16 protein-coding genes are annotated in these 18,627 nt (G+C 65.9%); 8 read left to right on the top strand and 8 right to left on the bottom strand.

Annotated elements, in window-relative coordinates:
* Nucleotides 1–15: 15 nt before the first annotated feature.
* The 3 genes from BAU06_RS22665 to mpl are packed head-to-tail and all read right to left on the bottom strand — an operon-like array spanning nucleotide 16 to nucleotide 4,007.
* Nucleotides 16–1,935 carry a ribonuclease catalytic domain-containing protein gene (locus BAU06_RS22665; protein WP_066359594.1) on the bottom strand — a complete coding sequence of 640 codons (1,920 nt, stop codon included), beginning with the start codon at nucleotides 1,933–1,935 and terminating at the stop codon, nucleotides 16–18.
* A gap of 60 nt (nucleotides 1,936–1,995) precedes the next feature.
* Nucleotides 1,996–2,622: a YqiA/YcfP family alpha/beta fold hydrolase gene (locus BAU06_RS22660; protein WP_066355912.1), complete on the bottom strand. Its 627-nt coding sequence runs from the start codon at nucleotides 2,620–2,622 to the stop codon at nucleotides 1,996–1,998.
* Nucleotides 2,619–4,007 (bottom strand): UDP-N-acetylmuramate:L-alanyl-gamma-D-glutamyl-meso-diaminopimelate ligase, encoded by a 1,389-nt coding sequence (mpl, locus tag BAU06_RS22655; protein ID WP_066355910.1) that lies wholly within the window; start codon nucleotides 4,005–4,007, stop codon nucleotides 2,619–2,621. Before mpl ends, BAU06_RS22660 begins: the two co-directional genes overlap by 4 nt.
* A gap of 89 nt (nucleotides 4,008–4,096) precedes the next feature.
* On the opposite strand from mpl, the gene BAU06_RS22650 reads away from it, so the two are divergent.
* The 8 genes from BAU06_RS22650 (at nucleotide 4,097) to BAU06_RS22615 (ending at nucleotide 11,488) form a co-directional block, all read left to right on the top strand.
* A complete protein-coding gene (locus BAU06_RS22650; protein WP_066355906.1) occupies nucleotides 4,097–4,615 on the top strand; it encodes a TlpA family protein disulfide reductase in 519 nt (172 codons plus the stop codon).
* 199 nt (nucleotides 4,616–4,814) lie between these two features.
* The gene (aroQ, locus tag BAU06_RS22645; RefSeq protein ID WP_066355904.1) at nucleotides 4,815–5,249 is read left to right on the top strand and encodes a type II 3-dehydroquinate dehydratase; all 435 of its coding nucleotides are present in this window, start codon (nucleotides 4,815–4,817) and stop codon (nucleotides 5,247–5,249) included.
* 95 nt (nucleotides 5,250–5,344) lie between these two features.
* Nucleotides 5,345–5,803, top strand: coding sequence for an acetyl-CoA carboxylase biotin carboxyl carrier protein (gene accB, locus BAU06_RS22640; protein ID WP_066355898.1), 459 nt, complete (start codon nucleotides 5,345–5,347; stop codon nucleotides 5,801–5,803).
* Between the two features lie 8 nt (nucleotides 5,804–5,811).
* Nucleotides 5,812–7,158: an acetyl-CoA carboxylase biotin carboxylase subunit gene (gene accC / locus BAU06_RS22635; RefSeq protein WP_066355896.1), complete on the top strand. Its 1,347-nt coding sequence runs from the start codon at nucleotides 5,812–5,814 to the stop codon at nucleotides 7,156–7,158.
* Between the two features lie 211 nt (nucleotides 7,159–7,369).
* On the top strand, nucleotides 7,370–8,296 hold the full coding sequence (gene prmA / locus BAU06_RS22630; RefSeq protein WP_066359592.1) for a 50S ribosomal protein L11 methyltransferase: 927 nt from the start codon (nucleotides 7,370–7,372) through the stop codon (nucleotides 8,294–8,296).
* 30 nt (nucleotides 8,297–8,326) lie between these two features.
* Nucleotides 8,327–9,763 (top strand): DUF3426 domain-containing protein, encoded by a 1,437-nt coding sequence (locus BAU06_RS22625; protein ID WP_231933940.1) that lies wholly within the window; start codon nucleotides 8,327–8,329, stop codon nucleotides 9,761–9,763.
* Between the two features lie 26 nt (nucleotides 9,764–9,789).
* Entirely contained in the window at nucleotides 9,790–10,737 is a 948-nt protein-coding gene (locus BAU06_RS22620) for a carbohydrate kinase family protein (RefSeq protein ID WP_066355892.1), read from the top strand.
* Nucleotides 10,738–10,966: 229 nt separating this feature from the next.
* Nucleotides 10,967–11,488, top strand: coding sequence for an outer membrane lipoprotein (locus BAU06_RS22615; RefSeq protein ID WP_082988420.1), 522 nt, complete (start codon nucleotides 10,967–10,969; stop codon nucleotides 11,486–11,488).
* A gap of 135 nt (nucleotides 11,489–11,623) precedes the next feature.
* On the opposite strand, the gene BAU06_RS22610 is transcribed toward BAU06_RS22615, so the two are convergent.
* From BAU06_RS22610 to BAU06_RS22590, 5 genes are all read right to left on the bottom strand, one after another.
* Nucleotides 11,624–12,184, bottom strand: coding sequence for a YggT family protein (locus tag BAU06_RS22610; RefSeq protein WP_066355891.1), 561 nt, complete (start codon nucleotides 12,182–12,184; stop codon nucleotides 11,624–11,626).
* 151 nt (nucleotides 12,185–12,335) lie between these two features.
* Entirely contained in the window at nucleotides 12,336–12,845 is a 510-nt protein-coding gene (locus tag BAU06_RS26355) for a histone H1-like DNA-binding protein (RefSeq protein ID WP_082988419.1), read from the bottom strand.
* Between the two features lie 270 nt (nucleotides 12,846–13,115).
* Complete coding sequence (locus tag BAU06_RS22600; protein WP_066355888.1) at nucleotides 13,116–14,294, bottom strand: ribonucleotide-diphosphate reductase subunit beta; 1,179 nt, start codon at nucleotides 14,292–14,294, stop codon at nucleotides 13,116–13,118.
* 24 nt (nucleotides 14,295–14,318) lie between these two features.
* Nucleotides 14,319–17,252: a ribonucleoside-diphosphate reductase subunit alpha gene (locus BAU06_RS22595; protein WP_066355886.1), complete on the bottom strand. Its 2,934-nt coding sequence runs from the start codon at nucleotides 17,250–17,252 to the stop codon at nucleotides 14,319–14,321.
* Nucleotides 17,253–17,580: 328 nt separating this feature from the next.
* Nucleotides 17,581–18,546, bottom strand: coding sequence for a Bug family tripartite tricarboxylate transporter substrate binding protein (locus tag BAU06_RS22590; protein ID WP_066355884.1), 966 nt, complete (start codon nucleotides 18,544–18,546; stop codon nucleotides 17,581–17,583).
* Between the last annotated feature and the right edge of the window lie 81 nt (nucleotides 18,547–18,627).

The raw sequence follows: 18,627 nt of genomic DNA, 5'->3' as shown, positions 1-18,627 counted from the left end.
TGGGCGGACGCTGCGTTATTCGGTGTCGGCCACGCCTTCGTCGGCGGGCGCCGCCGCCAGTTCGCCGACGAAGCGGCACTGCACTTCCAGCGTCAGCTCGTCGCGCTCCAGCAAGTCGATTTCCACCTGGGCGCCGCGCGGCAGGGCCGGCAGGCCGCCCACCCGCGTGACCAGCGGGGCATCGTTCAGCCGCACCAGGTCGTCGCGCAGCACGCTGGCCCTGGCGCGCGTGACGCCTTGCTGCGCCAGCCAGCGCAGGCACCAGTAGCGCTCCATGGTGTTCTGGAATTCCCCCCAGGCGGCATACTGCGCGTCGAAGGCGCCGATGATGGCGAACAAGTCCGCGTCGCGCGGCTTGAAAGGCGCCACCAGCCGCGCGGATACGCCGTTTTCCACCGCCGCGATCAACTGCCACTGGTTCACCAGGTCCACATAGCGGCGCAACGGGGAAGTGCTCCAGGCATATTGGGGCACGCCGATGGCTTCGTGCGGCAGGGGCTGGGTGCTCATGCGTACCCGGCCGGCCTGCTGCGAGCGGTAGATGCCCGGCACGCCATGCTGCGCCAGCAGGCCGCCCCACAGGTTGTTGGCCAGGATCATGTATTCCGCCACCATGCGGTCCAGCGGCGCGTTGCGCCGGCGCGGCACCAGGCGCACGGGGGTGTCGGGGTTGTCCGGGTCGCCGTCCACGTAATAGCTGTATTCGACCCGGCTGTTGTTCTCGGGCTTGCCGCGTACTTCATCGCGGCGCGCCGACAGGGACTGCGCCAGCCGCCACAGCGGCCGCAGCCAGTCGCCATACGGCAGCGGCCCTTGCGGATCGTCCAGCGCGGCTTCGGTGACCGTTTCGTCCAGCAGATTGTGGCGCAGGTTCTCCCGCACCACGATGCGTTCCAGCCGGCTTTCATGGGCCAGGATTTCGCCATTGTCCGGATCCGCCGTCACGTAGAGCGACAGGGCGGGGACCTCGCGTCCGGCATCCAGCGAAAACGCCTGGATGACGGTGTCCGGCTGCATGGGGATCTTGTCGCCGGGCATATAGACCGTGGAAAGGCGCGCCCGCGCCAGCTTGTCGAGCTCGCTGCCGCGTGTCACGGCCAGGCCCGGCGCGGCGACGTGTATGCCGACACGCAGCTTGCCGTCCGGCAGGGCGGTGACGGACAGCGCATCGTCGATCTCCGTGGTCGTAACGTCGTCGATGGAATAGATCTCGGCCTCCGCCAGGGGCAGCTCGCGCGATGGCGCGGGCAGCTCCACCTCCGGAAAACCGGTGCCGCGCGGAAAATACTGGGCCAGGAAGCGGCGCTTGTGCAGCGCCAGGGCATGTGGGAAAGCGCCCAGGTCCAGCAGCAGGCGGTCCGGGCTTTTCTGCAGCCGCGAGCAGGCGCTTTCCAGCGCCTTCCATTGCATGGTGTTCTTGTCCGGCCGCACCACCAGCGTTTCCGCCATGGCGGCGATTTCCGCCGGCAGCCGCCCGGCGACCATCTCGTCCACCCATTCCTGCTGCTGGGCGGCCTGTTTCTGCTTTTTCTCGATGGCGGCCAGCGCGGCCGCCAGGATGTCCGGCGGCGCGGGGCGATAACGGCCCTTGCCGCGCCGATGGAAGTAGGCCGGCGCGCCATGCAGGCGCATCAGCACGGCGGCCTGCTCCGTGGGCGAGGGCGCGTGGCCGTAATAGTCGGCGGCCAGCGCCGAGGTATCGAATTCCTCCTGCGGCGCGCATTCCCACAGGAATTGCAGGTCGATCTCCTGCGCGGCGGCTTCCGCCTGGCGCAGCAGTTCCGCCGGCTCGGGCGCCGGAAAGGTAAAGATCGCGTTGGCCCGCTTGATCTTGCTGCGTTTGCCCGATTCGGACTCTACCTGCAGGCTGGCGTCCGCTTCGGAAAGGATATGTCCGGCCTTGAGCTGGCCGTCGTCTTCGTAAAACACGTGCATGGCGTGGTCCATCTGGGGCGCGGGCGGCTGCCGCCGTCCGCGCGCGATCCTGCTGAATAGTTATTGGTCGGGGCCTGTCGATACCGGCGGGGTGTCCAGCGCGAATTGGAGGACTTCGGGCATCCAGACGGCGAAGTCGGACAATCCGTGGTCGCTGCCTTCGACGATGCGCTGCCGGCAGCCCGCATACCAGTCCCGCATCTCGCGCCAGTCAAGCAGTTCATCGCCGGTGGCGGCGACCAGGAAATAGCGTTCCGGCCGGGTCGGCGCTTGCACCGCCAGGGCGGCCAGTTCATCCACGTATTCGGGGCGGAAGTCGAACGGCGCGCCCGAATGATACATACTCTGCCGGCCCACCTGCGTGGCAAGGTCGCGCGGCGCGTGCACGGCCGGGTTCAGTAGTACCGCCTTGCAATCGAGCTGTTCCGCCAGCCACGTGGCGTAGTAGCCGCCCAGCGAGGATCCGATCACCGTCAGGGCGCGGGGCGAGGTCCTGCCTTGGCGGGACAGGGCATCCAGCTGGTCCCGCGCCAGCGACATGGCCAGGTCCGCGGCTTCGCGGGGGCTGGGCGGCAATTGCGGGCAGCGCCAGTCGGCGGACAGGCCGCGCCGCGCCATTTCGTCCGCCAGCATGCGCGCCTTGAACGAGGCGGGGGATGACCGGAATCCGTGCAGGTAGAGAATCATGGCCGCTCCGGCGCCGGCGGCGATGCGGCCAGCGCATCGAGCAGTTTGCCGTGGATGCCGCCGAAGCCGCCATTGCTCATAATCAGTATGTGGTCGCCCGGGCGGGCGGCGCGCGCGATGGCGGCCACCATCGCGTCCAGGTCGTCGTAGGCGGCGGCGCGGTCGCCCAGCGGGGCCAGCACCCGGGCCGGGTCCCATCCCAGGGCATGCTTGCCCGACTGCGCGCCGAAGCAGAACACGCGGTCGGCGGCCTGCAGGGCGCCCGGCAGCCGTTCGGCCATGGTGCCCAGTTTCATGGTGTTGGATCGCGGCTCCAGCACGGCCAGGATGCGGGCATCGCCTACCCGCCGCCGGAGGCCGGCGACCGTGGTCTCGATGGCGGTGGGATGGTGGGCAAAGTCGTCGTAGACGGCCACTCCGCGCACCGTGCCGCGCAGTTCCATGCGCCGCTTCACGCCGGCGAAGGCGGAAAGCGCCTCTACCGCGGCCCGCGGCGACACGCCCGCGTGTTCGGCAGCGGCGATGGCGGCCAGCGCGTTCAGGCGGTTGTGTTCGCCCAGCAGGCGCCAGCGCACCATGCCGACGTCGACGCCCTGATGCCGTACCGCGAAGGCGCCGTCCGCGTCCGGCGGCCCGGCCTGCCATGGCGCATCGTCGCCGAAGCGGGCGGTATCCGACCAGCAACCGCGCGCCAGGACGCGCTCCAGCGCCGGGGAGCCGGCGGGCAGCACGATGCGCCCGCTGCGCGGGATGGTGCGTACCAAGTGGTGGAATTGCGTCTCGATGGCGGCCAGATCGGGGAAGATATCGGCGTGGTCGTATTCCAGGTTGTTCAGAATGGCGGTGCGGGGGCGGTAATGGACGAACTTGGACCGCTTGTCGAAGAAAGCGGTGTCGTATTCGTCGGCCTCGATGACGAAAAACCGGCGCGACGGGTCGTAGCGCGCCGACACCTGGAAGTCTTGCGCCACGCCGCCCACCAGGAAATTGGGCCGTAGTCCGGCGTATTCAAGTATCCAGGCCAGCATGGCGCTGGTGGTGGTCTTGCCGTGCGTGCCGGCCACGGCCAGCACATGCTGGCCCGCCAGCACGTGGTCCCCGAGCCACTGCGGTCCCGAGACGTAGGGGGCCCCCGCGTCCAGGATGGCTTCCATCAAGGGATTGCCGCGTGTCACCACATTGCCGATCACGTAAAGGTCGGGACGCAGATCCAGCTGTTCGGCGCCATAGCCCTCGACCAGCTCGATGCCCTGTTCGGCCAGCTGGGTGCTCATCGGGGGATAGACGCCGGCATCGCAGCCGGTGACCCGATGGCCCGCCGCGCGGGCGATCAGGGCCAGTCCCCCCATGAACGTGCCGCAGATGCCTAGAATGTGCAGATGCATATGGTGTTTCTCCTGCCGGCATTGTAGATGCAGCAATGCGCCGCCCTGGCGGCTTTCCGCGCGCCCCGGGCGCCGGGTAAGATGACACGATGAAACGACGCACTGTTCTCCGATCGCTGGCCGCGCTGGGCGGCCTGGCGGCTGCCCAATCCGGCCTGGTCCGCGGCGCGGCCGCCGCGGATACCGCCGGGTCCGCCGCGGGCCTGCTGGCCCAGTCTTTTCCCGATACCCAAGGTAAGCCGCAACCGCTGTCGCAGTGGAAGGGCAAGCCCATGCTGGTCAACTTCTGGGCCACGTGGTGCCCGCCCTGCGTTAAAGAGATGCCGGAACTGGATGCGCTGCATAAGCAGCACCCCGGCGTGCAGTTCCTCGGGCTGGCAATCGATACATCGGCCAACGTCGGCAAATTCATGGCGAAAGTGCCGGTATCCTATCCCGTGCTGATCGCCGGGCCGGGCAGCATAGACCTGATGCGCAAGCTGGGTAACGCGCCGGGAGGGCTGCCGTTTACCGTCCTGTTGGGCGCAGATGGCGCGATTAAACAGCAGATCCTCGGTCCGGTGGACGTCGGGGCGCTGGAAAAGACGCTGACCGCGCTGGCGGCGTAACGCGCATGGACAAATAGGCGAAATTGTCGTAAAAAGCGGGGTTATTCGCGGTTTTCGTGTCAAAACCCCCTGGTGTGCAACCCGGCGGTCATGATGCGAGCCTAGGTGGGCGGCTTCGGCCGCCGATTCCGATTCACCCCGGCATGCAGTCCTGACGCGCCCCGTGCGCGGATGGCGCCGGTCCTCCATTCTGGCAGCAATGGCGCAACGCATACTGGTCTTGCACGGCCCCAACCTGAACCTGCTGGGTACCCGCGAACCGGGCATCTACGGCAGCCTGACGTTGGCGCAGATCAATGACGGCCTGGCGGCGCTGGCTGCCGACCTGGGCGTGTCCTTGACGGCGTGGCAGGGCAATCACGAAGGCGCGCTGGTCGAACGCATCCAGGCCGCCCGCGAGGACGGGACGGATTTCATCGTGATCAACGCGGCGGCCTACACGCACACCAGCGTGGCGGTGCGGGACGCCCTGGCGGCCGTGTCCATTCCTTTTATTGAAGTACATTTGTCCAACTTGTATAAGCGCGAGCCATTCAGGCATCACTCCTACCTGTCGGACCTGGCGGTGGGACTGATTTCGGGCCTGGGACCCGATGGCTACGAAGCCGCGGTTCGCTACGCCGCGCGCCACTGACTTCGTTCGACCGTTTTCCTGTCCCCCACAACAGAACCATCCAATGCGGCGCGGCAGCTCGGCCGCCTGTCGTCAACATTCCGGGAAGCACTTATATGGATCTCCGAAAACTCAAGACCCTGATCGACCTGGTGGCGGAGTCCGGCATCGCCGAACTCGAAATCACCGAAGGCGAAGGCAAGGTCCGCATCGTCAAGTTCTCGCAGACGGTGCAGCCGGTCGCCTACCACCAGCCGACAGAGGCCGCTCCCGCGCCGCAGGCCGCACCCGCCGCCAACGTGCCCGCGCCGGCCGCGCCCGCCGCGGCGCCAGCCGTGCAGGGCCACGTGGTCAAGGCGCCCATGGTCGGCACCTTCTACCGGTCGCCCAATCCCGGCGCCGCGCCCTTCGTCGACGTCGGCCAGACCGTCAAGGAAGGCGACCCGCTGTGCATCATCGAAGCCATGAAGCTTCTCAATGAAATCGAGGCCGACAAGTCCGGCGTCATCAAGGAAATCCTGGTCGAAAACGGCGAGCCCGTCGAGTACGGCCAACCCCTGTTCGTCATCGGCTGACTGTTCCCATGTTCGAAAAAATACTGATCGCCAACCGCGGCGAGATCGCCCTGCGCATACAGCGCGCCTGCCGCGAGCTGGGCATCAAGACCGTGGTTGTCCATTCCGAAGCGGACCGCGACGCCAAGTACGTCCGGCTGGCTGACGAGTCGGTGTGTATCGGGCCGCCGCCCTCGCGCGAAAGCTACCTGAACATGCCGGCCATCATCTCGGCGGCGGAAGTGACCGACGCGGAAGCCATCCACCCCGGCTACGGCTTCCTTTCCGAGAACGCCGATTTCGCCGAACGGGTGGAAAAGAGCGGCTTCGTCTTCATTGGCCCACGGCCGGATTCCATCCGCCTGATGGGCGACAAGGTCAGCGCCAAGCGCGCCATGATCGAGGCCGGCGTGCCGGTGGTGCCCGGCTCCGAAGGCGCCTTGCCCGACAATCCCCAGGAAATCCTGCGCATCGCGCGCGAGGTCGGCTATCCGGTCATCATCAAGGCGGCGGGCGGCGGCGGTGGCCGCGGCATGCGCGTGGTGTACACCGAGGCCGCGCTGATCAATGCCGTCAATATGACGCGTTCGGAAGCCGGGGCCGCCTTCAACAACCCGGAAGTCTATATGGAGAAGTTCCTCGAGAACCCTCGCCATATCGAAATCCAGGTGCTGGCCGACGGCGGACGTAACGCCATCTGGCTGGGCGAGCGCGATTGCTCCATGCAGCGGCGCCACCAGAAGGTCATCGAAGAAGCCCCCGCGCCCGGCATCGCCCGGCGGCTGATCGAACGCATCGGCGACCGCTGCGCGGATGCCTGCCGCAAGATCGGCTACCGCGGCGCCGGCACCTTCGAGTTCCTCTACGAGAACGGCGAGTTCTATTTCATCGAAATGAACACGCGTATCCAGGTGGAGCATCCGGTGACCGAGCTGATCACGGGCATCGACCTGGTCCAGCAGCAGATCCGTATCGCGGCGGGCGAGAAGTTCATGCTGCGCCAGCGCGACGTGATACTGAAAGGCCACGCCATCGAGTGCCGCATCAATGCCGAGGATCCTTTCCGCTTCGTGCCCAGCCCCGGCCGGATCACCAACTGGCATACGCCGGGCGGTCCCGGGGTGCGCATCGACTCGCATGCCTTCAACGGTTATTTCGTGCCGCCCAACTACGACTCCATGATCGCCAAGGTCATCACCTACGGCGACACGCGGGAGCAGTCGCTGGCGCGCATGCGCATCGCCTTGTCGGAAATGGTCGTCGAAGGGATTTCCACCAATATTCCGCTGCACCGGGAGCTTCTGCAGGACGCCCGTTTCATCGAGGGCGGCACCAGCATCCATTACCTGGAGCAGAAGCTGGCCCAGCGTCCCTGAGCAGAAGCCGCGCGGGCGTTTCCGGGCGGCCCGCCCCACGTACAATACGACGGTCCGGCCGCGCGGCCCCCAGGGTCCACGGCAGGGCAGGGGCGGACCGCGGCACACCGGGTGCGCGCGCCCGACGTAGCCAGGGATGCGCCGCGCGCGGCCGCGGCGCAAGCCGGGCGGCGCCGGCCGGTCCGCGGATATTCATACGGAAGATCGTTTCATGCGTGAGCTGGTGCTCCATTCCTCCGAGGCGCAGGCCGAAGCGCTGTCCGATGCGCTGCTGGAGGCCGGTGTCCTGTCGGTCTCCGTGGAAGACGCCGACCGGGATACCGACGCCGAGCAGCCGCTCTTCGGCGAGCCGGGCACCGAGCCTGCCGTCCAGGCCTGGGAACGCAACCGCGTGGTCGCATTGCTGCCCGACGGCACGGATCCGGCGCAGATCGTCGAAAGCGTGGCCGCGGAGCTGGGCGGCGACTATGCCGACGCACTCGCCGGCTGGTCGCTGCGCGATGTGCCGGACGCCGATTGGGTGCGGCTGACGCAACAGCAGTTCGGGCCCATCCATATCGCCGACCGCATCTGGATCGTGCCCAGCTGGCACCGCGACGATCCGGCCGTACCCGGCCTGGGGCAGCCGGAGCGGAACGGCGATATCCATATCGAACTCGACCCGGGGCTGGCCTTCGGCACCGGCAGCCATCCCACCACCCATCTTTGCCTGGCCTGGCTGGAGGCACAGCTGCCGGCCGGCGCGACGGTGCTGGACTATGGCTGCGGATCGGGCATCCTGGCCATCGCGGCGCGCAAGTTGGGCGCCGGCCGTACCTGGGCCGTCGACATCGATGAGCAGGCCGTGGTCGCCACGCGCGATAACGCGCGGGTGAACGGCGTGGAGCTGCTCGCCATGCTGCCGGACGAACTGGGCGAAGGCGCCAGCGACGTCGTCGTGGCCAATATCCTCTCGAATCCGCTGAAAGTGCTGGCGCCCATGCTGTGCGGCCGCGTGGCGCAGGGCGGATCGCTGGTCCTGTCCGGCGTGCTGGCGCGCCAGGCCGAGGAAGTCTGCGCCGTCTACGCGCGCTGGATGCCGATGTCGGTGTGGCGCGAGCGCGATGGCTGGGTCTGCCTGCACGGACGCAAGGCCTGAGAACGGGCCGGGACGGTAGCGCAGATGGCCATGACCACCCGTTGCCCGCATTGCGGTACCGCCTTCAAGGTGGTGGCCGATCAATTGCGCGTGCGCAATGGCCTGGTACGCTGCGGCGCCTGCTCACGGGTGTTCGATGGCCAGGCCTGCATCGTCGGCGGCCAGGGTGCCGCCACGCCGGCACGGCCCACGCCGGCGTCCGCACCCGCGCCGGCGGTTCGCCCCACCCCGGGCGCGCACACCGAGTCCGCTTCCGCCCAGGGCGCCGTGCCCGCACAGGCGTCGCCCGTGCTATCCGTGCGCGCGCCGCAGGAGCCGCCGGCCTACCATCCGCCGTCCTATCCCGCGCAGCAGGAACCTCCGGCCTACCATCCGCCGTCCTATCCCGCGCCGCAGGAATCGCCGTACTATCCCGCGCCGCCCCGTCAGGCGGCCTCCCATCCGGCGCCGTCCTATCCCCCGGCACCGGATACCGCTTCAATCGATACGGCCTCGCCCGACACCGCGGCATCCGGGAACGCGCCGGCCGGTTCGGCATCCTGGCACGCCGCGCCATCCCGCGCCGCCGTTCCGCCTTCCCGGACCGTGCCTGCCGGCGTCACTCCGGAACCCGCCGTCCTGCGTGGGCGGGAGGATACCCGGCGCGCCATCCCCGAGCAGCACGGACCTGTCTTCGGACCCGCGACGACGCCACGACGGAAGGATGTCGAAGACTTCGATGAAGACGATGCCGCCGGCTACCGCGAACCCTATGCGCCATACCGCCAGGACGATCTGGAGGACGCCGAGCAGCAGGCCCGCGATATGGCCCTGCCGCGCGACGACCGTTTTCCCATCTACGCCGATCGCGACCTGGTCGACGAGGACGAACCTGCCTTTGTCGCGGTGCCCGGCGAAGCGCGTACCCGCTACGACGACTTGACCGATGCCGGCATGGCGCCGCCCATCTTCATGGATGAAGAGGTGCAGCGTCGTCGCTCGCTGTTTGCGCGGCTCTGGGTGGCTGGCTGCCTGGTCGGGCTAGTCGCCCTGGCGCTGCAATGTGTGTATATCTACCGCACCTCCATCGCGACGGCCGTGCCCGCGCTGCGTCCCGTCCTGGAGGGCGCCTGCGCGCCGCTGGGCTGCCAGGTCGGGTACACGCGCCGCCTGGAGCGTATTTCCATCACGGCGTCCTCGCTGCAGCCGCAAAGCGGCGTGGCGCAGGAGGACGGCGTCATGCGGCTGACGCTGCGCGTCACCCTGCGCAACCGCTATGACAAACCGCAGCCGTGGCCGGCCCTGGTGCTGCAGCTGACCGATCTTTCGGACACAGTGGTCGTACGCAAGGTGCTGTTGCCCGAAAACTACCTGCCCCCGGGCACGCGTGGCCCCTTCCAGGCCGGGGCCGAGCAAACCCTGGCCGTGCCGCTGACCGTGAACGGCTTGCACGTGAACGGCTACCAGCTCGACAAATTTTTCCCCTGATCTTTCTGGATAAAGGATTCCCCAACATGGCAGCTCCAGTTCTGGTCTGCGGTTCCATGGCGTTCGACACCATCGCGGTGTTCGAGGGCCGGTTCAAGGAGCACATCATGCCCGACCGCATCCATTCGCTCAGCGTGTCCTTCCTGACGCCGTTCATGCGCAAGGAGTTCGGCGGCTGCGCGGGCAATATCGCCTACAACCTCAAGCTGCTGGGGGGCGATCCCCTGCCGGTGGCTACCGTGGGCGAGGACGCCGGGGGCTACCTGGAACGCCTGGCCGGCCTGGGCATCGACACCCGGCACGTCAAGGTCGTCCCGCAGACCTTCACCGCGCAGTGTTTCATTACCACCGACCTGGACGATAACCAGATCGCGGCCTTCCATCCGGGCGCGATGGCGCACGCGGCCGAAAACGATCTTACGGGCACGGCCGCGCAGTGGGCCATCGTCGCGCCGGATGCCAAAGAGGGCATGTTCGCGCACGCACAGCGCCTGAACGCCGCCGGGATCCCGTTCGTCTTCGACCTCGGCCAGGCGATGCCGCTGTTCGATGGCGCGGACCTCCAGCGCATGCTGCAGCTGGCCCAGGCCTTGACGGTGAACGACTACGAGGCCGGCGTGGTGGAACAACGCACCGGCAAGAGCATCGCGCAACTGGCCGCCGGCCTGCGCGCCGTCATCGTCACCCGTGGCGCGGAGGGCGCCAGCCTCTGGACCGAAGGCACCGAACACACCATCGCGCCGGTCCGCGCGCAGGCGGTGGTGGACCCGACGGGATGCGGCGACGCACATCGCGCCGGCCTGCTGCATGGCTTGACCAGCGGATGGAGCTGGCTGGACAGCTGCAAGCTGGCGAATGTAATGGGCGCAATCAAGATCGCCTCGCGCGGGCCGCAGAACCACGCGCCCACGCGGGACGAAATTGGTAATCTGCTGCAACAGACCTATGGCCTGAAGTTGCCGGCCGCCGCCTGAAAAAGGCCGTCGCGGGGGCGCTGCTTTCCCAGCGCGGTGTCCCTGCGGTCCGGCGTTTACGCGGCTCGGGAGAAAAACAGGGCCCGGCCTGAAACTTGCGGGCGCGCCGCCGGACTAAGCTAAAACAGACGTTGCAACGTATTTCCCAGTGCGTGATTTCGGCGATCCCGCCCGGACCGCGGGAGTATCATCCGTAACGCTGGTATGTACCGACAGGAGCCGCATCATTATGAATAACACCGTTCCCTCCGTTTCCTTCGGCCCCGCGCGGGTTCGCGGCTCGCGCGCGGCTCGCTGGGTTGCCATTACCGCGGCCGTTGCCGCGGTGGCCTTGGTATCCGGTTGTGCCAACCGCAGCGCTTCCAGCGCCGTCTACAGCTATGACCAGGCGCAGCGCGAACAGATCGTACGCACCGGCGTCGTCACGGGCGTGCGCCCTGTCACTATCCAGAACGACAAGTCCAGCGGCGCGGGGCTGCTCGCCGGCGGCGCGCTGGGCGGTGTCGCCGGTAATGCCATCGGCGGCGGCAGCGGTCGTACCATTGCCACCGTGGGCGGCGCCATCCTGGGCGCCCTGGCCGGCAATATGGTGGAAAACCGCGTCGGCACGACGTCCGGCCTGGAAATCACCGTACGCCTGGATAACGGCGAGACCCGCGTCGTGACGCAGGAAGCCGACGTGCCGATCAGTGTCGGCCAGCGTGTCCAGGTGATCAGCGGCAATGGCCCCACGCGCATTACGCCGATGTAAGGCCGCCGTGGCGGCCGGCATGCCCGGCCGTCCCTGAAGCGGGATCGACGGGCAACGTCATTCACAGTCGCGGATGCCGTTGCCGAAAAGCAAAAGCCTGTCTTGCCACCGCAAGACAGGCTTTTTCATCGCCCGCTACAAGCCGAACGCGGCGTAGGTGATGCGTGTGATGATCATCAGGGCCACTTGCGCCAGCACCAGCAGCACCAGCGGCGAAAAATCGATAGGCGTACGCGGCAGGATGCGGCGGATGGGATCGAGCAGCGGATCCGTCAATGCCTGCAGCACCGGCATCAGCGGCGCGCCGGGATTGACCCAGGACAGGATGGCCTGTGCCAGCGTGACCCAGACGATCAGGTTGAAGACCCACTTGACCACGGTCAGGAAGGAAATGCCCAAGGCCATCGGCAACGCGGAAAGCGGGATGATCATGCCCAGGGACGTCACCCACATCAGCAGCAGATAGACCAGCGCGGTGACCCATGCGGCGATCAGCGCGGCCCAGTCGATCGGGCCGGCCGACGGGACGATGCGCCGCAAGGGATTCACCAGCCAGTTGGTGGCCTGGTATATGAAGCGGGCCACCGGGTTGAAGGGATGCATGCGCACGGCATGCATCCATGCCCGCGCGATCAGCGCGGCGCCGAACAGGGTGAAAAGCGTGTCGAGCAGAAAACGGAAGATATCGCCGAACATGGCCGCCTGCTTTGTTGGAAAGAAGTATTAGAAAGGGGTCTTACGGCAGGCCAATTGTCGCACGATGTCATGGCCTGCTTTTCTTCCCAAGGCAAAAAAGCCACCTGGCAACGCCAGGTGGCTTTCGTACTACAGTGCTGCGGTGTCGACCTTACGGACGGCCGCCGGTCGGGAACGGCCACGACGCGGCAGGGTTCAGCGCGGTCTTCGCACCCGGCGCGGCAGCGGTCGAAGGCGGCGTGGCCGGCTTCTTGGCGGCAGCCTTCTTTGCAGCAGGCTTCTTGGCGGCAGGCTTTTTCGCAGCAGCCTTTTTGGCAGGCGCCTTTTTGGCGGCCGCTTTCTTGGCGGGCGCCTTCTTGGCAGCCTTCTTGGCCGCTACCTTCTTGACCGCGGCTTTCTTGGCCGGGGCCTTCTTGGCGGCGACTTTCTTGACGGCGGCTTTCTTGACGGTGGCTTTCTTCGCTACCTTCTTGGCCGGCGCCTTCTTGACAGCCTTCTTCGCTACTTTCTTGGCAGCGACTTTTTTGACTGCGGTCTTCTTGGTGGCGACCTTCTTGACGGCGGTCTTCTTGACAGCCTTCTTGGCGGGGGCCTTCTTCACAGCTTTTTTGGCTGCGGTCTTCTTAACCGCCTTCTTGGCGGCCTTCTTGGCAGTTGCCATGGCATTGCTCCTTAGGTTCAGGGGTCCCAGAACTTAAACCCGTGCACCCGCCCATGCCTTCTGGCGTGGTCGATGCCCGGGCTATTCATCGGCGCATACCCGCTGCCCCATACGGGCGACAGCCTGCTTCGATGTGCGCTAATGAATACGGCACTGCCATTTGATATGGCCCCCGCTCCTTCTGGCGCGAGCCATTTCAAATGGCGCCGACAGGCGACGCGGCCATCCGCGTCGCCTATCGCTACGTTGCTTCCGACACCCTGGACCGGTTTATTCCCAGCTCAGCGTGCCTCCGGTTTGGTATTCGATGACTCGAGTTTCGAAAAAGTTTCGTTCTTTCTTGAGGTCGATCATTTCCGCCATCCACGGGAAGGGATTTTCTTCCTGCGGGAACAATGCTTCGATACCGATCTGCTGGCAGCGGCGATTGGCGATGAAGCGCAGATACGACTTGAACATCGGCGCATTCAGGCCCAGCACACCGCGCGGCATGGTGTCTTCGGCGTAGGCGTATTCCAGTTCGACGGCCTTCAGGAAAAGAGCACGGATTTCTTCACGGAACTCGGGCGTCCAGAGGTGCGGATTCTCGAGCTTGATGGTGTTGATCAGGTCGATGCCGAAATTGCAGTGCATGGATTCATCGCGCAGGATGTACATGTACTGTTCGGCAGCGCCGGTCATCTTGTTCTGGCGCCCCAGCGCCAGGATCTGCGTGAACCCGACATAGAAGAACAGGCCTTCCATCAGGCAGGCGAAGACGATCAGCGACTTCAGCAGCTTCTGGTCGGCTTCCGGCGTGCCGGTGTGGAAGTTCGGGTCCGCGATCGCGTCGATGAACGGGATCAGGAATTCGTCCTTGGCGCGGATGGACGGAATCTCGTTATAGGCGTTGAAGATTTCCGATTCGTCCAGGTCCAGGCTTTCGACGATGTATTGGTAAGCGTGGGTATGGATGGCCTCTTCGAATGCCTGGCGCAGCAGGAACTGGCGGCATTCCGGGGCCGTGATGTGCCGGTAGGTGCCCAGCACGATATTGTTTGCGGCCAGCGAATCGGCCGTGACGAAGAAACCCAGGTTGCGCTTGACGATGCGGCGCTCGTCTTCCGTCAGCCCGGTGGGGTTCTTCCACAGCGCGATGTCGCGCGACATGTTGATTTCCTGCGGCATCCAGTGGTTGGCGCAGGTGGCCAGGTACTTTTCCCAGGCCCATTTGTATTTGAACGGGACCAGCTGATTGACGTCGGTCTGGCCGTTGATGATGCGCTTGTCGGCGACCTTGACGCGCTGTGCGCTGCTGCCCGGCTGCGAGCCGGCTTGCGCCGGCGCGGCCGCGGGCAGCGCGGCGTCGTCGAAGGCGCCCGTCGACGCGCGCGCCGGCATGCCGGCCGCCGGCTTGGCGGCGGGCTGGCCCGGTTGCGTTGCGACGTTGTCGTCTTCCCAATTGATCATGTGAAATTCTCCGGAGGCGGTCGATTACTGGCAGGCTTCGCACTCTTCGAAGCCGGGATCGCCCGGCCGCATGGTGCAAACCGCTCCGACGATTTCAGGTTCCGGCAGGACCGGGGCCGCGGAGGCGGCCGCCGTGCCGGTCTGGCTGCCCGACGCGACGGCGTTCAACTCGCCGCCGCGACCGGTGGATTTTTCGGCGCTGGTGGCGCCCAGCGTGCGCAGGTAGTACGTGGTCTTGAGGGCACGCTGCCAGGCCAGCTTGTAGGTTTCGTCGAGCTTCTTGCCCGATGCGCCGGCCATATAAATATTGAGCGACTGCGATTGATCGATCCACTTCTGGCGACGCGACGCGCATTCCACCAGCCAACGCGGTTCGACTTCGAACGCGGTGGCGTAGATTTCGCGGAGTTCAGCAGGCACGCGATCGATACGGGACAGGCTGCCGTCGAAGTACTTGAGGTCGGCGACCATGACTTCGTCCCAGAGACCGAGTTTCTTCAAGTCGCGTACGAGGTATTCGTTGACGACCGTGAACTCGCCGGAGAGATTCGATTTAACGTACAAGTTCTGGTAAGTGGGTTCGATGCACGCAGATACGCCAATGATATTGGAAATCGTCGCGGTTGGGGCGATTGCCACGCAATTGGAGTTGCGCATGCCATGCGCTTTGATGCGCGCACGCAACGCATCCCAATCCAGCGTGGACGACATATCGACATCGACATTACCGCCACGCTCTTCGAGCAGCATCTTCAACGTGTCTTGCGGAAGAATGCCACGGTCCCACAGCGAACCCTTGTAGGTGGGATAGTGGCCGCGTTCTTCGGCCAGCTCGCTCGAAGCCCAGTACGCGTAATAGCACACCGCTTCCATCGAGCGATCGGCGAATTCCACCGCGGCTTGCGACGCGTACGGCACGCGCATCATGTGCAGGCAATCCTGGAAGCCCATGATACCCAGGCCCACCGGGCGATGGCGCTCGTTGGAGTCCTTGGCCTTCTTGACGGCGTAGTAGTTGATGTCGATGACGTTGTCCAGCATGCGCATCGCCACGCCGATCGTGCGCTTCAGTTTTTCCAGGTCCAGCTCGTAGCCGCCGTTGGCGGTGGGCTTCATGTGCGCGACCAGGTTCACCGAGCCCAGGTTGCACACCGCGATTTCGGATTCGTTGGTGTTCAGCGTGATCTCGGTGCAGAGGTTGGAGCTGTGCACCACGCCGACGTGCTGCTGCGGCGAGCGGATGTTGCAGGGATCCTTGAACGTGATCCAGGGATGGCCGGTTTCGAACAGCATGGACAGCATCTTGCGCCACAGCGTGACGGCGGGCATCTTCTTGTAGAGCTTCAGTTCGCCGCTGGCCACCTTGGCTTCATAGCCCAGGTAGGCCTGTTCGAACTCGCGGCCGTACTTGTCGTGCAGGTCGGGGCAATCCGAAGGCGAAAACAGCGTCCACTCGCCATTTTCCATGACGCGCTTCATGAACAGGTCGGGGATCCAGTTGGCGGTGTTCATGTCATGCGTGCGGCGTCGTTCGTCGCCGGTGTTCTTGCGCAGTTCCAGGAATTCCTCGATGTCCAGGTGCCACGTTTCCAGGTAAGTGCAGACGGCGCCCTTGCGCTTGCCGCCCTGGTTCACCGCGACCGCGGTGTCGTTGACGACCTTCAGGAAGGGGACCACGCCCTGGCTTTCGCCGTTGGTGCCTTTGATGTGGCTACGCAAGGCGCGTACCGGGGTCCAGTCGTTGCCCAGGCCGCCGGCGTACTTGGCCAGCAGCGCGTTTTCCTTGATGGCGTCGTAGATGCCTTCCAGGTCGTCCGAGACCGTGGTCAGGTAGCACGACGACAGCTGCGAGTGCAGGGTGCCCGAGTTGAACAGCGTGGGCGTGGAGCTCATGAAGTCGAAGGACGACAGCGTCTCGTAGAACTGGATGGCGCGCGCTTCGCGGTCGACGCCCGGCTGCGTTTCGCCCAGCGCGAGGCCCATGGCCACGCGCATGTAGAACACCTGCGGCAACTCGATGCGGCGGCCACGGATGTGCAGGAAGTAGCGGTCGTACAGGGTCTGCAGGCCCAGGTAGCTGAATTGCAGGTCGCGCTTGGCGTCCAGCGCCGCGGCCAGCCGCGGCAGGTCGAACTGCGCCAGCTTGGCGTCGACCAGGCCGCCCTCGATCCCGCGCGAGATGAACGTCGGGAAGTATTCCGCATAGCGCTGCGCCATCTGCGCCTGCGAGACTTCCTCGCCCAGGACTTCCTTGCGGATCGTGTGCAGCAGCAGGCGCGCGGTGACCTGGCTGTAGGCCGGGTCTTTTTCGACCAGCGCGCGCGCCGACAGGATCGCCGACTTGAAGACTTCGTCGACCGGGATGCCGTCGTACAGGTTCTTGACCGTTTCCTTCAGGATGGTCTCGGCGTCGATGTAGTCGGACAGGCCTTCCCCGGCCGCTTCGATGGTGGCGCGCAGCGCGGCCAGGTCCAGCGGGCGCTTCACGCCCTGGTCGGTGACATTCAGCACATGTTCGGGCTGCGCCGCGGCGGCCGGCTTGACGTGCTCGGCGGCGGCGCGTTCCTGCGAACGCTTTTCGCGGTACAGCACATAGGCGCGGGCCACGTCGTGCTCGCCGGAACGCATCAGCGCCAGTTCGACCTGATCCTGGATTTCCTCGATATGGAAGGTGCCGCCGTTGGGGCGGTTGCGCAGCAGCGCGTTGACGGCCTGCCGCGTCAGCGTGTCGACCAGCTCGCGCACGCGGGCGGACGCGGCGCCCTGGCCGCCGTTGACGGCCAGGAAGGCCTTGGTCATCGCGATGGCGATTTTGCTGGGTTCGAAGCCGACCACCGCGCCGTTGCGGCGGATGACCTGGTAGCCGGCCCATTGGCCGGACGCGGAGGTCGACTGTTCATCGTTGGAAGGCGGCACGGCGCTGGGCCGAGTCACAGAGGCGATCGAAGTGTGCTGCATGGAAGCTCCTGTGCGTAGTGGAAAGCGCGACCGGCGTCGCGCTTGGATATTCGAGTCTTGCCAGGGAGAGGTTGCGGTTACCAATGGACGCAGGCAGGCCGGGAAGCGCCCGGCCCTGGTCCCTAACCACAAGATGTTGTGTCTATCCCCGATCCCAGGCCAAATTCTAGTGGTGGTTGGGGATGGCTACAAGCGCGATTTGAAACGCGATACTTCTTTAAGTTGTTACGAATTATATCGGTGGGGCGTTATCTTGTCTGACGGCGAAGTGCCCGCTTCGTCACTCGCGATTGTCGCATGGAAGGGGGATCGGCGCCCCTGCGGGGCGCTATTGCGGCGCGATGCCCGCCGTGGCGATCCACTGCTTCCAGCGTTCGCCATCCTCGCGGACGAAGGACTCGAAGCGGGCTACGTCCATGCGTTGCGGCTGCAGCCCCAGCCGGGTCAGCTTGCCGCGTACCTCCGGGTCGTCCACCGCTTCCGCAAGATAGCGGTTCATGGCCTGGACGACCGCCTCGGGCGTGCCGGCGGGCGCGGACAGGCCCAGCCATCCCAGTACGACGAAGCCGGGGTAATACGACGACATGGTGGGTACGTCGGGCCAGGCGGGGTGGGGGGCTTCGCCGGTGACGGCGATGGCGCGCAGTCCCTTGCCGTCGATCTGCCCCATGGCGGTCAGGTAATCGACGAAGGCGAAATCGATCTGGCCGCCGCGCAGGTCGGTGATGATCTGCGTGACATTCTTGTATGCCGCGCCGTCTATCTGCAACCCGGCTCGCGCCTTCAGCAGCGCCGAAGGCACCTGCGACGAGGAACTGTAGTAGCCGTAGAACACCTTGCCGGGGTGCTGTTTCGCGGCATCCACCAACTGCGGCATGCTGTGGAAGGGGCTGGCGGGGGCGACCACCGCCACCGACCCGAAAGTGCCCAGTATCCCAACCTGGCGGAAATCCTTGAGCGGGTCGTAGGGCAGCGATTTATACAGATAGGGATTGGCCGCCTGCGTGGAATTGGTGGACAGCAGGAAGGTGTAGCCGTCGGCCGGCGCCGACTTGACCGCATTGGTGCCGACGATGCCGCCCGCGCCCGGGCGGTCTTCCACCACCACGCTCTGTCGCGTCCTGGCCCCCAGGAATTGGGCGAAGGTGCGGGCAGTCAGGTCGGCGGCGCCGCCCGCGGCGGAGGGCACGACGATCGTCACGGGACGATCCGGCCACTCCGCCGCGCCCGCCGGCGCCATCGCGCACACGCCGCACATCACGAGCAATGCCGACAGCTTTTTATGGCTTTTCATTGTGGTTCCTTATCGCGGTCAGGGATGGCGCGGAGTCGCGACGCGCCCATCCTCGTTGTCTCCAGTGTGCGCTGCATCGCT

Origin of the sequence: Bordetella bronchialis (genome assembly GCF_001676705.1) — a bacterium.
In the GTDB taxonomy this organism is placed as follows: Bacteria; Pseudomonadota; Gammaproteobacteria; order Burkholderiales; family Burkholderiaceae_B; genus Bordetella_C; species Bordetella_C bronchialis.
This window is presented reverse-complemented; position numbering and strand designations above follow the sequence as displayed.